The organism is Veillonella parvula, from assembly GCF_002005185.1.
GTDB classification, from domain to species: Bacteria; Bacillota; Negativicutes; order Veillonellales; family Veillonellaceae; genus Veillonella; species Veillonella parvula_M.
In genome coordinates, this window is the sequence record NZ_CP019721.1 from 1,481,811 (window position 1) to 1,498,115 (window position 16,305).

General features: G+C 35.5%; 16 protein-coding genes. 14 read left to right on the forward strand and 2 right to left on the reverse strand.

The genetic code is table 11. From position 1 onward, the window contains the following. Window positions 1–28 precede the first annotated feature (28 nt). The 8 genes from B1A77_RS06825 to B1A77_RS06860 all read left to right on the forward strand — a co-directional run bounded on the left by B1A77_RS06825 (window position 29) and on the right by B1A77_RS06860 (window position 7,079). A complete protein-coding gene (locus B1A77_RS06825) occupies window positions 29–1,540 on the forward strand; it encodes an SMI1/KNR4 family protein (RefSeq protein ID WP_077708338.1) in 1,512 nt (503 codons plus the stop codon). Window positions 1,541–1,735: 195 nt separating this feature from the next. Then, window positions 1,736–2,314, forward strand: coding sequence for a hypothetical protein (locus B1A77_RS06830; protein ID WP_077708339.1), 579 nt, complete (start codon window positions 1,736–1,738; stop codon window positions 2,312–2,314). Between the two features lie 126 nt (window positions 2,315–2,440). Beyond that, on the forward strand, window positions 2,441–3,463 hold the full coding sequence (locus B1A77_RS06835; RefSeq protein ID WP_077708340.1) for a DMP19 family protein: 1,023 nt from the start codon (window positions 2,441–2,443) through the stop codon (window positions 3,461–3,463). A gap of 123 nt (window positions 3,464–3,586) precedes the next feature. Then, a complete protein-coding gene (locus B1A77_RS06840; protein WP_004693503.1) occupies window positions 3,587–4,072 on the forward strand; it encodes a prolyl-tRNA synthetase associated domain-containing protein in 486 nt (161 codons plus the stop codon). A gap of 14 nt (window positions 4,073–4,086) precedes the next feature. Then, on the forward strand, window positions 4,087–4,854 hold the full coding sequence (locus B1A77_RS06845; protein WP_077708341.1) for a putative quinol monooxygenase: 768 nt from the start codon (window positions 4,087–4,089) through the stop codon (window positions 4,852–4,854). Window positions 4,855–4,961: 107 nt separating this feature from the next. After that, window positions 4,962–5,741 (forward strand): protein-ADP-ribose hydrolase, encoded by a 780-nt coding sequence (locus tag B1A77_RS06850; RefSeq protein ID WP_077708342.1) that lies wholly within the window; start codon window positions 4,962–4,964, stop codon window positions 5,739–5,741. Continuing rightward, on the forward strand, window positions 5,713–6,564 hold the full coding sequence (locus tag B1A77_RS06855) for an SIR2 family NAD-dependent protein deacylase (RefSeq protein ID WP_024062271.1): 852 nt from the start codon (window positions 5,713–5,715) through the stop codon (window positions 6,562–6,564). Before B1A77_RS06850 ends, B1A77_RS06855 begins: the two co-directional genes overlap by 29 nt. A 17-nt stretch (window positions 6,565–6,581) precedes the next feature. After that, window positions 6,582–7,079: a methylated-DNA--[protein]-cysteine S-methyltransferase gene (locus B1A77_RS06860; protein WP_004693510.1), complete on the forward strand. Its 498-nt coding sequence runs from the start codon at window positions 6,582–6,584 to the stop codon at window positions 7,077–7,079. 173 nt (window positions 7,080–7,252) lie between these two features. Here B1A77_RS06860 and B1A77_RS06865 read toward each other — a convergent pair whose 3' ends face one another. Further along, window positions 7,253–7,915, reverse strand: a complete 663-nt coding sequence (locus B1A77_RS06865) for a fumarylacetoacetate hydrolase family protein (protein ID WP_077708343.1) — start codon at window positions 7,913–7,915, stop codon at window positions 7,253–7,255. Window positions 7,916–8,202: 287 nt separating this feature from the next. On the opposite strand from B1A77_RS06865, the gene B1A77_RS06870 reads away from it, so the two are divergent. Continuing rightward, window positions 8,203–9,225: a branched-chain amino acid aminotransferase gene (locus tag B1A77_RS06870; protein WP_077708344.1), complete on the forward strand. Its 1,023-nt coding sequence runs from the start codon at window positions 8,203–8,205 to the stop codon at window positions 9,223–9,225. 142 nt (window positions 9,226–9,367) lie between these two features. Here B1A77_RS06870 and B1A77_RS06875 read toward each other — a convergent pair whose 3' ends face one another. Further along, window positions 9,368–9,760 carry a thioesterase family protein gene (locus B1A77_RS06875; protein ID WP_024062426.1) on the reverse strand — a complete coding sequence of 131 codons (393 nt, stop codon included), beginning with the start codon at window positions 9,758–9,760 and terminating at the stop codon, window positions 9,368–9,370. A 274-nt stretch (window positions 9,761–10,034) separates the two neighbouring features. Here B1A77_RS06875 and B1A77_RS06880 point away from each other — a divergent pair, with 274 nt between their 5' ends. From B1A77_RS06880 to B1A77_RS06900, 5 genes are all read left to right on the forward strand, one after another. After that, window positions 10,035–10,772, forward strand: coding sequence for a TVP38/TMEM64 family protein (locus B1A77_RS06880; protein WP_077708345.1), 738 nt, complete (start codon window positions 10,035–10,037; stop codon window positions 10,770–10,772). A gap of 151 nt (window positions 10,773–10,923) precedes the next feature. Beyond that, on the forward strand, window positions 10,924–12,117 hold the full coding sequence (locus B1A77_RS06885) for an aminotransferase-like domain-containing protein (protein ID WP_077708346.1): 1,194 nt from the start codon (window positions 10,924–10,926) through the stop codon (window positions 12,115–12,117). Between the two features lie 120 nt (window positions 12,118–12,237). Further along, complete coding sequence (locus tag B1A77_RS06890; RefSeq protein WP_004697392.1) at window positions 12,238–13,071, forward strand: Mrp/NBP35 family ATP-binding protein; 834 nt, start codon at window positions 12,238–12,240, stop codon at window positions 13,069–13,071. 236 nt (window positions 13,072–13,307) lie between these two features. After that, window positions 13,308–14,708, forward strand: a complete 1,401-nt coding sequence (locus tag B1A77_RS06895; RefSeq protein WP_008600725.1) for an anion permease — start codon at window positions 13,308–13,310, stop codon at window positions 14,706–14,708. 234 nt (window positions 14,709–14,942) lie between these two features. After that, window positions 14,943–16,292: a M18 family aminopeptidase gene (locus B1A77_RS06900; RefSeq protein ID WP_008600727.1), complete on the forward strand. Its 1,350-nt coding sequence runs from the start codon at window positions 14,943–14,945 to the stop codon at window positions 16,290–16,292. The last annotated feature ends 13 nt before the right edge of the window (window positions 16,293–16,305 follow it).

Genomic DNA, 16,305 nt, shown 5'->3' on the forward strand with positions numbered 1-16,305 from the left:
ATATCGGTTTAAACTAGGAGAGGGTATTATGAGTAATCTGAAAGACTTTGATTGGACTGGATTTTGGAACGATGTTGACTATGCATTTGAATCCTATATTGGTAAACCGGTTACTGATAGGGATATTAAAGCAGCTGAAGCAGAATTAGGTTATACATTGCCTGCTGCATATATTGAGCTACTTAAAAACCATAATGGTGGTGTAGTAAAGAAAAATTGTTTTATTAATGATGATGACGATTGTGTATATATAACAGGAATATATGGCATCGATAGAGATAAAAAATACTCTCTTTTAGGTGAGATGGGGAATGAATTTTGGATTTCGAAAGTAAAATATCCCCCTATCGGTGTCGTTGTAGCCGATACGATTTCTGGTGGTCACGATATGATTTTCCTTGATTATCGTGACTGTGGTCCTAGCGGTGAACCTAAGGTTGTACGTGTAGACCAAGAAGGTGATTATTCAATTACTCTCTTAGCAGATAATTTTGGTGACTTTATTAAGAACTTATATATCAGTATAGAAGAAATTACGGATGAAGAGTTTCAATCGTTAAGTGATGCGGAAAAGGTTAAGCTCCTTAATGAACAAGAGGGCATTGATATCAAGCGTGCGATGGAACTGTTAACTAATATGGGTATCGATAATTTGTCTCCTATACTATTAAGCACCTTAGGACGTATGTATAACAATAATGGCCGCGCAGCAGAGGCTATTGATTTATTTAATCGTATTGATGAGGCATATCGCGATTGGTCTTGGTATTATCGTTGTGGCTATGCTCATGCATCTTTGGGATGTGGTGAAAGCTACGAATCTGAACATGTGCAGCAAGCATTACAGTTAATAGAAGCAGGTATGAAAATAGCGAAAGAGTCCCATTTAGATAAACAGCTGGGCTGGTGTTGCGAAGTTGTAAAATACTTATTAACTCAAATCAAGCCAAAAGATTACAAGGAGGATTACCCTGTGATTTTTGATACCATTGAGAATCTCTTTGATAAGAAAAATAGTAAAATTACTACAGAAGGTAAAGCTACTGGAGACATTAATGAACGCGAAGAGGATAACTATCCTACATATGATGTAGTGCATTGGGTATTTAATAAGCAAACATATAGCAGAGAAGAGTTTACCAAAGAATACAATGAAAATGTAAAGAAATATGTAGATGATGAAGCAGATGACGACGATAGATTAGAAGAACCTGAAATTCTAGTAACCTATGAAGCTTGGATTGAAAGTGAAGACCAACTTTTTGATAATGAACGTGCTACCGACGAAGAATTGCTGGAAGAAGATAAAGAAGATGGCATGTGGCAAGTAGAAATTATGGCTCATCTTGTAGCGGATAATGGTACATATTTTACTAGAGAAGAATTACTTTTTAAATTACACAATTTAATGGCCAATAAAGAATTAGGAGATCACGTATTCTTTGAAGGTATTGAATACGAAGGTCATGAATGTGAAGGATACGGACTTATAGATAATGAAGATGGTATACCTGTATTCTTTATTGTTTGTGGTAGCTAGTTAGTATAGAACATTATAAGACAATAATAGATTAGCCCTTCGCTATGCGAGGGCTTTTACTATATACGTAGAAATTATATACTTTTGTGTTTCGGGCTACGTTATTTTATAGGGGATTAATGTAGAATATTGAGAAATATGTTAGGTATAATAAAATCAAAGCATTGTTTAAAAGATTACAAGGAGGATTATATTATGATTTTTGAAATGATCAAAAACCTTTTTAACAAAAATGAGAACACGGAAAAGATTGAATATCTTGGTGTTGATAAAGATGGTAATAAAATATATGAAGGTTATTATCATGAGTTTGAGGGAATTCCTTGGGTTTTTAATAAAACTACCTATACTAAAGAAGAGTTTGCTAAGGAGTTTTATACATGCTTAGAAGCGCATAACGTTAATCCTGATAATTTACCGCCATTAGTAGAGCCTGAAATTTTTGTAAGCTATGAAGCTTGGATTGAAAGCAAAAGTCAGCTTCACCCTAATGAACACTTATACGAGGTAGATGAATTACTAGAAGACGATAAAGAAGATGATATGTGGCAAGTTGAAATCTATGCTCGCCTTAAAGCAGATAATGGTCAGTACTTTACTACTGAAGAGCTTCTTTTCAAGATACATAACTTAATGGCCAATAAAGAGCTCGGTGATCATGTATTCTTTGAAAATCTAGTCTATGATGATCACGAATTTGAAGCTGATGAAATTGAAGATATTGACGATAATGATGAAGGTATTCCTGTATTTGTTGTATGGCTTGGTAGCTAGTTAAATAGTCTTTTTTGTCATAAACTATTATTTTAAAATCTGTAATTTATTGTTTTGTGTTGTTTGTTATTATTATGCTAAGATGAGTTCATATACATATTGATAATATGAGGGGAAGTGTATTGTATGTCTATAACTATTGAACAGTTTTTATCTTTTTCTGAAAGTGAGCAATTACAAACTGTTAAAGAGCTTAATGATACTGGAAATGTAAAAACTATTATTGATGTGTTAACTAGTGTAGGCATAGAAAACTTATCTATATCTCTGTTAGGTGAGCTCGGTAGAGCTTATAACAATAATGGCAATGAAAAAGAGGCAATTAAGGTATTAGAGTCTATTGATGAAGAGTATCGTGATGCGGTGTGGTATTATCGCTGTGCCTATGCGTATGGAGCTGTTGCTTTAGATAATAATGAATCGTATACATCAGATACTATGAAACAGATGCTAAGATTAGTAGATCAGGGCGTACGTTTAGCTCAGGAAAAGAATCTGGATGATATAAAATCGTATTGTTTTGAAGTCATTGATATGTGCTATATGCAGATGGACTTTGAACAGTGTGAAGCAGAGTATCCTGAGTTATGTAAAGCTTATAGCAATTATGTAGCAGAGAAAAAGAAGAACCGAGAAGGTGTACCTCGTCATCGGACCATTACTATTGAAGCAATTCAATCTACAGATGATATGTGGACCATTAATGAGCCCATGTATTGGACTATCAATATATATGGTTCTTACGATGATTATTTAGAATCTGGAAAACCTTTCACTTTAGAGCAACGATACCTAAATGCAATATGTTGGTATTTTGCCGAGGTCAATAATGGTGGTCATCATCAGTTTTTATATAACTCAACAGGCATTGTATGGGAAGATGCTCTTGCAGGGTTACGCCTCTTCAAGATGGATGAGCTAGCAGATAATTTACAATCAGTTATCGATTACTTTGGTGGTTCAGTTCCATTTGATAGAGCTGAACGATGGACTATTTTACAAGACTGGGAAAATGAAGAGGAATTGTTCGATTTTCTCGATAAAAAAGATGATGTAGTGTATGAATATGATGGAATTTATGAAGATACATTCGTACATGAACATCCTGAATTATTTGTATTTGATGGTACCTATACGATTCCAGAATAAGCTTGGGATATATTTAACAAGACATAATCGATGTAACCGGTACAACTGGTACTTTCACTATGTTAATCGATTTTATTATGTAGTAACTTTCACCAAGTAGAAACGATATATTAGAGGTATTACATGTTAGATAAACAAGGCGTATATGATTGTTTACGTGACCATCATATCGATTTTGAAATTACAGATCACGCACCATTATTTAGTATGGACGATAAGCCAAATGTGCAGTTGCCCTATCCTGAGTGGGATGCAAAGAATTTATTTATACGAGATCATAAACGAGAGCATTACTATTTAATTACCGTTCGTGGTTCAAAGCGTGTGGATCTAAAACAGTTCCGTAAGGACCATAAGTTGAAAAAGATTTCCTTTGGCTCTGAAGAAGAGCTATGGAATATATTGAAGATTAAACCAGGTCACGTATCTCCATTTTGCTTGCTCCATGATGAGGAACGCAAGGTCCATTACTATATTGACGCGGACTACGAGAATAATTTAATCGGCATACATCCGAACCAAAATGATGCGACTGTGTGGCTTCAAGGTAAAGAACTAGTTAAACTCATTGAAGAGCATGGTACAATAGTAGAATATATTACATTGTGATTTAGGAGTTTTTTATGAATAAAAATTTGTTAAAACGTATTGTACTAACATCTGCTATTGCAGTATTAGGTGTAAGCACATCTTTTGCAGCTCTTGTTATGGAACGAGATCAATCAGTTGATACAGCACCAAGTGTAGGTATGTATCGTTTCGAAGTACCTTTAGAGCTACAAGGAACTTATAATAGTGCAGGTGTAGCTAATCTGACAGCATCTATGGAAAAAGAACCTAATACATTGTCCATGAATGTGGCGCATGTAAAGGGTAATCCTTCGGAGTCTTATGTAGTTGAAATCTATAAAGATTTAGCTGCTATTGAGACACATCGCAAATCTGACCATTATCAAGCCTTTGTTAATGAAGTAGGTTCTAAATTAACAAATCGTAAGATGTATGATGTACAGTCTGTACTTTTATTTGAAAAGAAAGATGCATTATCCATTGTAAATGATGGTAAGGCAGTAGTTACCTTAACTGAGTTTACTGTTGATAGCAATGAAATCGATACGGTACAACGACAATATCAACTCGATATGGAACGTGCCGTTCGGGATGATGCGGGTTATAAGGCTGGTTATGTGCTTCGTGAAAGAAACGCAAAAAATCGCTGGTACGTTATTCAGATCTATAGCGATCAGGAAGCCCTTACTAAACATTTGAATAGCCCAGGCTATCGCTTTATGATGAGCCAAATCCAAGGTAGTCTACAAGGGGTTATTACTAAAGTATTAGATGGAGATATCCTTGTAAACCATGGTGGTCAAGCTTTTGTTAGACCTTAGTTTTTGATATAATACTAATCAGTAAAGTTACTGCTAGCATATTATGTGCTAGCAGTTTTTTGCTATATAATAGGTTATACTCTAGTCAATTCTATTTAGGAGTTTATATGACACAGCAAGAACGATTACATTATCTTTTAGAGGGTTTAGTAGCAGAATACAAAGAGAGGCATAACGAACATTTAGAAATTCCTGTGAGTGAAGAAGAACAATTTACTCTATTTAGAGCTCTATGTAATATTCGTCCTGCAGGAGCTATGCCCACTGACTGGATGAAGGTAGAGGATGAATATTTAAATACATTGGCTCATGAAAAAGGCATCGTTACGATTAATGATATGGAAGAACGAGAACCACAAATTTATTTGTGGCAAGGTGATATAACGCGTCTAGCGGTAAAGGCTATAGTCAATGCAGCTAATGAGCAGTTGCTCGGTTGTTTTCTACCGAATCACAAATGTATTGATAATGCCATTCATACTTTTGCTGGTATTGAGTTACGTATGGCCTGTGCTAGGATGACTGAGTATATGGATATGCCTAAAAAGACAGGTGTAGCTCGTATGACCTATGGTTTTAATTTACCTGCCAGTCATGTTATCCATACGGTAGGGCCTATTGTTTATGATACTGTTACAGACTTAGAAAAAGAACAATTGTCATCGTGCTATAGATCTTGTTTGGAGCTAGCTAATGCTTATAGTTTGAACTCCATTGCATTTTGCTGCATTTCTACTGGTGAGTTTAGATTTCCTAATGAATTGGCGGCCCAAATTGCTATCGATACGGTACGTAGGTATTTAAAAGAAACTAATAGTAAAATACAAGTGGTATTTAATGTATATAAGGATATAGATTATGAAATCTACAACAAATTATTGGGATAATATAGAACGTGTAAAAGATTTTTTGAATACAGCTGATGCGGTACTCGTAGGTATTGGGGCCGGTATGTCTACTGCAGCGGGTCTGACCTATAGTGGAGAACGTTTTCATAAATACTTCGATGACTTTCACAAAAAGTACGGTATCACAGATATGTATTCTGGTGGATTCTATTCATTTGAAAGCATGGAAGAATATTGGGCGTGGTGGAGCCGTCATATCTTCTATAATCGCTATGATATTTTAGCAGGTGAACCTTATATTCGGTTGATGGAGTTATTACAAAATAAGAATTACTTTGTGATTACCACTAATGTAGATCATCAAATGCAATTTGCTGGAGTGGATAAAAATAGATTTTATTATATGCAAGGTGATTATGGCTTGTGGCAATGCTCTGAGCCATGTCATCAAAAGACTTATGATAATGAAGAACAAGTGCGTCGTATGGTGAAAGAACAAAAGGATATGAAAATTCCTACAGAATTAATTCCTCACTGTCCTAGATGTGGCGAACTAATGACGATGAATTTACGTGTCGACGGTGCCTTTGTGCAAGACGAAGGTTGGTATGCGGCTCAAAAACGATATGCAAGTTTTATAGAGAATTATAAAGATAAGAAAACTGTATTGTTAGAACTTGGTGTTGGCTATAATACGCCGATGATTATCAAATATCCATTTATGCGGATGGCACATGACAATATAGACACACTATATGTACCAGTTAATATTGAAAAACAATCGATTCCATTTGATATTCAGCAAAATACAGTATTATTTAATAAAGACATACAAAAGGTATTGAATGATTTGTTATCTTAAGAAGGAGTTAATGTACTATGAATTATAAATACACCTATGAAAGCCCATTAGGAACTATGGTTATGCTTGGTACATTATCATACTTAACAGATTTATTTTTTATTGATGAAGCTCATGCACCTAGTTATGATGATGCGGAGTATATAGAGCAACTAACAGGTCCATTTGAAGTAACAATTATGTGGCTAAATCAATACTTTAATGGTAAAAATCCCTTTATTACACCTCCTATCCAGTTAGAAGGTACTGAGTTCCGTAAATCCGTATGGTCTATATTACAAACAATTCCTTATGGTGAAACTACAACATATGGAGATATTGGTAAACAGATTGCACAGCAACAAGGTAAAGAGAAATTCTCTGCTCAAGCCGTAGGGGGGGCTGTAGGGCACAATCCTATTTCTATCATCGTTCCTTGTCACCGTGTTATTGGTAGTAATGGCCAGTTAACAGGATATGCAGGGGGCATTGAACGTAAGAAATATATGCTAGACCTAGAGTTGGAGCATAAATAAAGTAATAGTAAATATAAAATATAGATAATAATAAAAGAGATTACTTCTATGTATAGTTAGACATACATAGAAGTAATCTCTTTTTTGTGTTTAGATATATTTAGTTGTAATGTAAATAGATATCGTAATAATTAGAATACGAGCAAATACAATACTTTAACAATGTACTTATTTTAAATAAATTTGTTTTCTAAGGTACCAATACCGCTTATGGAAACTGTAACAATATCTCCTGGTTTTAACCAAGAATACTTACTTTCATTTTTACCTAATACTACACCACTAGGCGTACCTGTAAAGATAATGTCACCTTCTTGGAGTGTCATATATGTTGATAAGAAGGCAATAATGTTATAAGGCTTAAAAATCATTTGTTCTAGCTTTGCTTGTTGACGTATTTCACCATTTACTGTTGTCGTAATATTAGCACTTTCAAAGTCAAAATCATCAGGAGATACAATATTAGGACCAATAGGAGCAAAGTGATCAAGCGATTTGCCAAGAATCCATTGAGAGCCTCTAAATTGTAATGTACGGGCAGATACGTCATTGCCAATGGTATAGCCTAAGATATGTTCCATTGCCTTTTCAGGAGATATGTTTTTACCAGATTTACCGATGATGATAACTAATTCTCCTTCATAATCGTAATGGAAAGTTTCGTCTTCAATGGTAATTGTATCATGATTACCTGCAAGAGCATTTAATGTTTTCATAAAGATTTCTGGAAAATCATGTGTAGCTAGACTAGTTTCAGCAATATGATCAGCGTAGTTAAGGCCAATACAAATGATACTTTTAGGATTAGGAATTAAAAAATGTTTATTTTCGTTCATAATAGGGACCTCTTAGTAAAATAGGATAATGTATATCTGAAATTATTATAATATAAATAGGGCGGCAGCTATACTGTAAAAAAACAATTTTTATATTCAACGATAGTATAGCTGGTGGCCTATTTGATAATATACATATCTATTAATATGTTACCTATGTATAGATGATATATCTTAATAGATACTATATCTGTATATATAATTTATCATCTCTATAGAATCTATTGAAAATACAAGATGATAGTGATAAGATTAAGTGTATATCAATATAAATGGAGGTTATTGTTATGAGCAAGAATATCGATTGGGATAATCTCGGTTTTGGTTATGTAGAAACCGAATACCGTTATTTGACTACATATAAAGATGGTAAATGGGACGAAGGTGGTTTAATTACTGATGCTAACGTTGTCCTTAATGAATGTGCTGGAGTATTCCAATACGCTCAAACTGTCTTTGAAGGGTTGAAAGCATACTACACAAAAGATGGTCATATCGTATGCTTCCGTCCAGATTTGAATGCAGAACGTTTGAATCAATCCTGTGAACGCCTTGTAATGCCTACATTACCTGAAGGTCGTTTCCTCGAAGCTGTAAAAGAAGTTGTAAAAGCAAATAAAGACTTTGTTCCTCCATATGGTCATGGTGCAAGCCTTTATATTCGCCCTTACATGATGGGTACAAACTCCGTTATCGGTGTAAAACCTGCTGATGAATATCAATTCCGTGTGTTTACAACACCAGTAGGCCCTTACTTCAAAGGTGGTGCTAAACCAATCAAAATTCGTATCACTGATTTTGATCGTGCAGCTCCTCATGGTACTGGGCATATTAAAGCTGGCTTGAACTATGCTATGAGTTTGTATGCTATCACTGATGCTCATAACAAAGGCTATGCAGAAAATATGTATCTTGATGCGGCTACTCGTACACATGTAGAAGAAACTGGTGGTGCTAACTTCATCTTCATTACTAAAGATGGTAAATTAGTTACACCTAAATCTGATAGTATCTTGCCATCCATTACACGTCGTTCGTTGATGTATGTGGCAGAACACTACCTTGATATGACTGTAGAACATCGTCCTGTTCATAAAGATGAATTAAAAGACTTTGCTGAAATTGGTCTTTGTGGTACAGCGGCTGTTATTTCTCCAGTAGGTCAAATCGATACTCCAGAAGGCACTATTAATGTTCCTGCTGGCATGGATGATATGGGTCCTATCACTAAAAAATTATATGACACATTACTTGGCATTCAACATGGTGAAATCGAAGCTCCTGAAGGCTGGGTAGTTAAAATTTGCTAATTCTTTAGTAGATTATATAATTTAATATGTAAATAGAAACGGCATCTGTCATTTGATAGATGCCATTTTTGTTTTGTATTTTATTATTTTAATAAAGTAAATAAGATATTAGCAATAAACCTATTAGTAAAATAGTAGACTATTAGTTAGATTTTGCTCTACTATGCACCTTAGCCATAAATTTTTCGTTGTTAATAACAAATCGTTCATGTGTGCCACGACCAATAATACCAACACCATCAGAGGCTTCAATATCAAATGTTATTTTACGACCTTCTACAGCACTTACAGTAGCTTTTGCTGTTACTGTTGCGCTTAAAGGCGTAGGGGCCTCATGAGTAATAGATAGGGAGATACCTACTGTGCCTTCACCGTCCTCTAAATATGGCTGTACTGCAGCTTGTGCAGCTTCCTCCATAAGTGCACACATCGCTGGTGTAGCAAAGACCTCTAAAGAACCAGACTTCATTGTTTTTGCAATATTAGATTCAGTTACTATAACTGTTGCTGTAGCTGTTTGACCTGCTGATACCATATTATACCTTCTTTCACTAAGAATATTCTCATTATACTAGTATTATACATCTAAAGTTAATTATTATGCTATTGGAATTATATATATTTTAACTGGTAATACCTTAGGAAATAGAATGTTTATGCTCTAAAAACAATAGTTTTAACCGGTAGAAATTAGATAAATAGAGTATTAAAATTGCTATTCAGATTAGAATTAAAGAAATGTAACTAGTTATAACTCTTCTATAGAATACGTGATATAATGAAGCTAGTCTTTTTAATACGAGGTATATATGAGTAAAAGAAATTTAAAACCTTCTGGTGAAGGTTGGGTACAGTTAATAGCAGGTATTGGTTTCATTGTTTTATTAATTGTCATAAATATAGTAGATCCTACGTTTTATCCGACTATGTGGCACTTGGCAACGAGTGGCTCTATGGAGGAGGTAGCGGAGTATATTCAAAGCTTTGGTCCTATGGCCATGGTGGTGAGTATGGTCCTCGATATTTTTGTTAATGCCGTAGGCTTTTTACCGTCAATTTTTATATCTACAGCTAATGGTCTAGTATTTGGTATGTGGCCTGGGATTATTATCTCTTGGCTTGCTGAGACGATTGGCGTAGTCATTAGCTTTTATATTATGCGTTACTTCTTACGTGATACAGCGGACAAGTTGATTGCTAAGAGTACAGTATTGATGAAAGTAGATGATTTTTCTGGTAAAAATGGTTTTGTGGTCATGTTATTTGCACGATCCTTACCGTATTTTCCATCTGGAGTCATTACCGCCTTAGGGGCCATTAGTAAAATCAAACCTAGAGATTATATATTGGCAAACTTGATTGGTAAATTTCCATCTACGGCTTTAGAAGTAGCTATTGGTACAGATATTGTAAATTTCCAAGAAAATATGGGACGATTAGGAATTATTGTTCTTGTTGCAGGTGTTGTATACTTCATTCTTTGGAAAGTATATAAGAACTATATTAATAAGAAAAATGCGGAACAAGAGCATGATCCTAATGCGTAATATAAAGTCTAATTAGGTAAGCCATTACAAAATAACTAATTAACTATAGGCTGCTTACGTTTTAATAATGTAATATTCTTAATTCTTGATGTTAGTAATATTTTCTACTTAGAAGTGTTTTCTACATAGTATATATGAAAGAGGCGATAGTATGAGCTTTTCTCTTCCTGAACGTGTAACCTTAAAAGGTCCTAATTTTATTCGTGAAGTATTTGAACGTGGTGTAGGCGTGGAAGGCTTTATTAGCTTTGGTATTGGTAATCCTGCGCCAGAAGCGATACCGGTAGAGGTCATCGAAAGGGCTTTTGATGAAGTTGTGCATTCTAATCCTATGAGCCTTTTACAATATGGTCCAATGCAAGGTGATGCACATTTAGCAGAACTTACGTTAGAACGTTTAGTACAAACTCATAAGATGAATTCGGAAGGACAAGGTCTCATTATTTCCAATGGTGCAGGTCAATTATTAGGTCTTGTACCAATTACAGTTTTAGAACTAGGCGATGAAGTGTATATGGATGAATTTACTTTCACCAGTGCTATTAACTCTGTGCGCAACATGGGCGGTAAAGCAATAGGTATTAAAACTGACGAGTACGGTATGATTCCGGGTGAGTTAGAAAAAGCGGCTCAATCTGGTAAAGGTAAATATATTTATCTAATTCCCAACTTCCAGAATCCAACAGGCATTACTATGCCTTTAGAGCGCCGTAAGGAGATTTATGCTATTGCATCTAAATATGATTTATTTATCTATGAAGATGATCCATATGGTGAAATTCGTTTCGCCGGAGAATATATTCCAACGTTCAAATCCTTCGACACAGAAGATCGTGTTCTGTATGCAGGTTCTTATTCTAAAACATTATCTGCAGGCTTGCGTGTAGGCTTCTTATTTGGCCCAACTAAAGTTATTGAAGCTATCCAAGCATTAAAAAATAATACGGCCGGTCAAATGCCATTAGTAACTCAAAAGGTGGTAGCGAAGGTTCTTGATACCATTGATTACGATGCTCATTTAGATAATGTACGAAAAGTATATAAAATGAAATGTGAAGCTTTACTTAACGCTTTTAAAAAGTATGCGAGTTCTAAAGTTCATTTGACACAACCTACAGGTGGTATGTTTGCATGGATGACGATGCCTGAGGATGTAGATTGTGATGTATTCTTTGAAACTTGTATGGACCGCAATGTTGGGATTATTAAATGTGGTGCCTTTGCAGCAGATGGAGCAGGAGCAGGTCATGCATTTCGTTTGAGCTATACGGTACCAACAGTAGAGGAAATTACAAAGGGGATGGAAATTCTCGGCGGGTTAACTAAAGAATTTTGTGGTGAGTAATATATTGATAATTTTTGATATAACGTGATACAATGTAGGCGTAGATACATTGTGTTTACCATATAAAAAAGTTTTTAATATAGATGTGAGGTATAGCCTCAAAGAAAGTAGGTGTTTACTATGGGTTGCGGTAGCAGCAGTGATTGTGGCGGATGCCCATCTCAATCTTCTGGTTGCGGTGGTGGCGCGTCTCAACAACCTCAAGATCTTACAGCTCAATTACACGAGCTTAGTTCTGTTAAACATGTAATTGGTGTAGTATCTGGCAAAGGTGGCGTAGGTAAATCCTCCGTTACCAGCTTGATGGCCATTACAATGGCGCGTAAAGGTTACAAAGTAGGTATCCTCGATGCGGATATTACAGGTCCTTCTATTCCTAAGATGTTTGGCATTAAGGAAAAGGCATATGCTGACGAAATCGGTATGTATCCTGTAAAATCTAAAGGCGGTATTGACGTTATGTCTGTTAACCTCCTTTTGGAAAACGATACAGATCCTGTTTTATGGCGTGGTCCTATTTTAGGTAATGTAGTAAAACAATTTTATACAGATGTTATTTGGAAAGACATCGATTATTTATTTGTTGATATGCCACCGGGAACAGGTGACGTAGCGATTACTGTATATCAATCCTTGAAATTGGACGGTATTATTATCGTTACATCTCCTCAAGACTTGGTATCCATGATTGTTGAAAAAGCAGTTAAAATGGCTGATTTAATGCAAGTGCCTATTATTGGTGTGGTGGAAAACTACTCTTACTTCCATTGCCCAGATAACGGTAAGGATTATCAAATTTTTGGTGAAAGCCACATCGAAGAAATCCTTCAAAAATACGGTCTATTATTGTTGAACCGTTTACCAATTGACCCAACTATTGCAAACCTTTGCGATAAAGGTGATATTGAGTCTATCGAAAAAACAAATTTAGAGGACGTATCTCTACCTGAATAGGATTCATATGATGATGAAAGCTGTGTATTTATAAATGCACAGCTTTTTATCACATCTTTTTATGGTGAATTATGTTATATTTATGGTAGGAAGATAGAATTATATCTTTAATTCTCTTACTACAGATATGCTGAACATAGTTAGTATAGATTTTTATTTTTCTTAACATGATACTATAGGGTGTATTGGCATATATTGGTTTAATTTTAATGTTTTCCTATGTAGGACGTATGTGTATGAAAAAACTATTGAACTGGATCATTCCAGCAGCCTTTGGTTTAGGTCTGTGGTTTGTTCCAACTCCAGAGGGATTAACTCCTCAGTCATGGCATTTATTTGCAATCTTTGTAGCTACTATCGTAGGCTTCATTACTCAGCCGTTACCGATTGGTGGCGTATCTATCGTTGTTATTACTGTTGCTGCATTGACAGGCACATTAAAGATTAGTGAAGGTATTTCAGGTTTTGCTAACTCTGCAATCTGGCTAATTGTAGGTGCTTTCTTATTCTCTCGTGGCTTTATTAAAACTGGTTTGGGGAAACGTATTGCTTATAATTTGATTTCTGCTTTTGGTAGTAGCTCCTTGCGTTTGGCCTATGCATTGGCTTTGTCTGATTTGATTTTAGCTCCCGCAACACCATCTAACACAGCTCGTGTAGGCGGTGTAATCATGCCAATTACAACTAGCTTAGCAAAAGCTTTCGGTTCTGAACCACAAGATGGACCTCGTAAAATTGGTTCTTTCTTGATGCAATCAATTTACCAAGTAAATACGATTACATCTGCGATGTTCCAAACATCCATGGCTGGTAATACATTGGTTGCAGCATTAGCGCTTCAATCTTTTGGTATTGGTATTACATGGGGCGACTGGGCTATGGCAGCTATCGTACCTGGTATTATTGCATTGATTATTATGCCGTATTTCATTTATAAAGTATATCCACCGGAAATCAAAGATGCTCGTGAAGCTCAACAAATGATTCGTGAAGAGTTAAAAGGTCTTGGCAAGATTTCTTTCCAAGAATGGGTAATGCTTGGCGTATTTATTTTAGCATTAGTATTGTGGGCTACGTCTCAATTTACAAAACTTGATGCTACAACTGTTGCATTCTTAGGTATTTCTATTTTACTTGCTACAGGCGTTCTAATTTGGGACGATGTTAAGAGTGAAAAGGGTGCTTGGGATACATTGGTTTGGATGGGTACATTGATGGGCTTTGCCGGATTCCTTTCCAAATTGGGCTTTATCAAATGGGCTACAGTTCAAGTGGGTGGTTATATTCCAGAAGGCTCTTGGGTAATTGCCTTTGTTGTAGCTGTTCTTGTTAATACATATGCTCACTATGTATTTGCATCCTTAACAGCACATATTTCTGCGATGTTCGTAGCATTCTCTGCAATCGCTATTTCTGCAGGTGCCCCACCTATGTTGACATTGTTGATGATTGCATTCACATCTAACTTGTGTATGTCTTTGACTCACTATGCAGCAGGTCCATCTCCAGTAATCTTTAATACTGGTTATGTTCCTCAAAATATATGGTGGAAACTTGGTTTCTTCACATCTGTAATCAACTTAATTATCTTCATGGGTCTTGGCTCTGTATGGATGAAGTTGATTGGTATGTGGTAAAATTTAGTACTGACAATTTTATAGGATTGTAATGGCATGTACTTTAAACCTATTAGACTTAGTGTACTATGCATTTACATCGTATATAAAAAGCCGTCCCGATAGGGGCGGCTTTTTGTGATAAAATATGAGTAGTTAATAGATAATTAATGTAAATATTGTAAAATAATATACATAATAAATTATTCAAGCTAATTGTACAAATTTTATATGATTTGTGCATAGGAGGGACCTATGAAGTTTGATAATGAACAATTATTAAAGTATATTGGCGCTTGTACATCTCCGTATCACACAGTAGATACAAGTTTACAAATGCTATTGGACTCAGGATTTACAGAGCTCAGTTTAGAAGATGAGTGGCAGTTAGACTCTGGTTCTTATGTAGTTAACGTGTTCGGCACCACCTTATTTGCCTTTCATATAGGGAAGAAACCAGAACATACATTACGTATTGCGTCGGCTCATACAGATTTTCCTGCTATTCGTGTTAAACCAAACCCTATAACCTCTATGAAAGGATACACAAAGTTAAATGTAGAAATGTATGGCGGTCTTATAGAAAATACATGGCTTGATCGTCCATTAGGTGCAGCAGGTACGGTTGTGTTAAAAGGAAAAAATGCCTTTGACGTAGATTCTGTTCTAGTCGATACAAAACGGCCTATCGCTATTGTTCCAAACCTAGCTATTCATATGAATCGCTCTGTTAATGATGGGGTTAAACTAAATCGTCAAAAAGAAATGCTTCCTATATTGATGATGGAACGTAATAATGAAGATAATCCTACAAAACCTTTAAATAATAGAAATAATCCAAGTTTATTTTCAGAATCAGATACTCAATACGATGAGTGGACAAAGTTTTTAGCTGATGAAGTAGATTGCGATCCTTCCGAAATATTATCTTATGAAATGACTTTATATCCTACGGAACAAGGCTGTGTACTCGGTACGGAAGGTGATTTCATTAGCTCACCTCGTTTAGATAATTTAACATCTTGCTTTAGTGTATTATCTGGTATTATTCAAGCCAAAAAAATGAATGTTAATGGTGTTCGCTGTGCTATACTCTTTGATAACGAAGAGGTGGGCAGTCGTACGAAACAAGGTGGGGCTGGCATGATATTACCAAATCTCGTTAAACGCGTGTATGACGCATTAGGATATTCTAATCAAGAGATGGACAGCTTTATCTCTAAAGGCTTTATGATTTCCTCCGATGTAGCACACGGATTACACCCAAACTATCCAGAGAAAAATGACATTACGAATATTCCTGTACTTAATAAAGGGCTATCCCTTAAGATTGCATGTAGCCAATCTTACGCTGGGGATGCTAAGGCCATTGCTATCGTTAAAGGCCTTTGTGAAGAAGCGGATGCACAGTATCAGATTTATGTAAATCGTTCGGATATTCCAGGTGGATCTACAGTAGGTTCCATTTCATCAGCTATGTTACCAATGCGTACTATTGATGTAGGCTTGCCTCTTTTAGCAATGCATTCAGCTAGAGAATTGATGGGGGCAGCTGATCAAGAGCAATTAAATCGATTAATGAATCATTTTCTAGGTGGTAAGTAATATAAAATGGAAT

Bases quoted from the DNA above. Each gene is read 5' to 3' on its own strand.
- B1A77_RS06825 (WP_077708338.1), top strand. From the start codon at position 29: ATGAGTAATCTGAAAGACTTTGATTGGACTGGATTTTGGAACGATGTT.
- B1A77_RS06830 (WP_077708339.1), top strand. From the start codon at position 1,736: ATGATTTTTGAAATGATCAAAAACCTTTTTAACAAAAATGAGAACACG.
- B1A77_RS06835 (WP_077708340.1), top strand. From the start codon at position 2,441: ATGTCTATAACTATTGAACAGTTTTTATCTTTTTCTGAAAGTGAGCAA.
- B1A77_RS06840 (WP_004693503.1), top strand. From the start codon at position 3,587: ATGTTAGATAAACAAGGCGTATATGATTGTTTACGTGACCATCATATC.
- B1A77_RS06845 (WP_077708341.1), top strand. From the start codon at position 4,087: ATGAATAAAAATTTGTTAAAACGTATTGTACTAACATCTGCTATTGCA.
- B1A77_RS06850 (WP_077708342.1), top strand. From the start codon at position 4,962: ATGACACAGCAAGAACGATTACATTATCTTTTAGAGGGTTTAGTAGCA.
- B1A77_RS06855 (WP_024062271.1), top strand. From the start codon at position 5,713: ATGAAATCTACAACAAATTATTGGGATAATATAGAACGTGTAAAAGAT.
- B1A77_RS06860 (WP_004693510.1), top strand. From the start codon at position 6,582: ATGAATTATAAATACACCTATGAAAGCCCATTAGGAACTATGGTTATG.
- B1A77_RS06865 (WP_077708343.1), bottom strand. From the start codon at position 7,915: ATGAACGAAAATAAACATTTTTTAATTCCTAATCCTAAAAGTATCATT.
- B1A77_RS06870 (WP_077708344.1), top strand. From the start codon at position 8,203: ATGAGCAAGAATATCGATTGGGATAATCTCGGTTTTGGTTATGTAGAA.
- B1A77_RS06875 (WP_024062426.1), bottom strand. From the start codon at position 9,760: ATGGTATCAGCAGGTCAAACAGCTACAGCAACAGTTATAGTAACTGAA.
- B1A77_RS06880 (WP_077708345.1), top strand. From the start codon at position 10,035: ATGAGTAAAAGAAATTTAAAACCTTCTGGTGAAGGTTGGGTACAGTTA.
- B1A77_RS06885 (WP_077708346.1), top strand. From the start codon at position 10,924: ATGAGCTTTTCTCTTCCTGAACGTGTAACCTTAAAAGGTCCTAATTTT.
- B1A77_RS06890 (WP_004697392.1), top strand. From the start codon at position 12,238: ATGGGTTGCGGTAGCAGCAGTGATTGTGGCGGATGCCCATCTCAATCT.
- B1A77_RS06895 (WP_008600725.1), top strand. From the start codon at position 13,308: ATGAAAAAACTATTGAACTGGATCATTCCAGCAGCCTTTGGTTTAGGT.
- B1A77_RS06900 (WP_008600727.1), top strand. From the start codon at position 14,943: ATGAAGTTTGATAATGAACAATTATTAAAGTATATTGGCGCTTGTACA.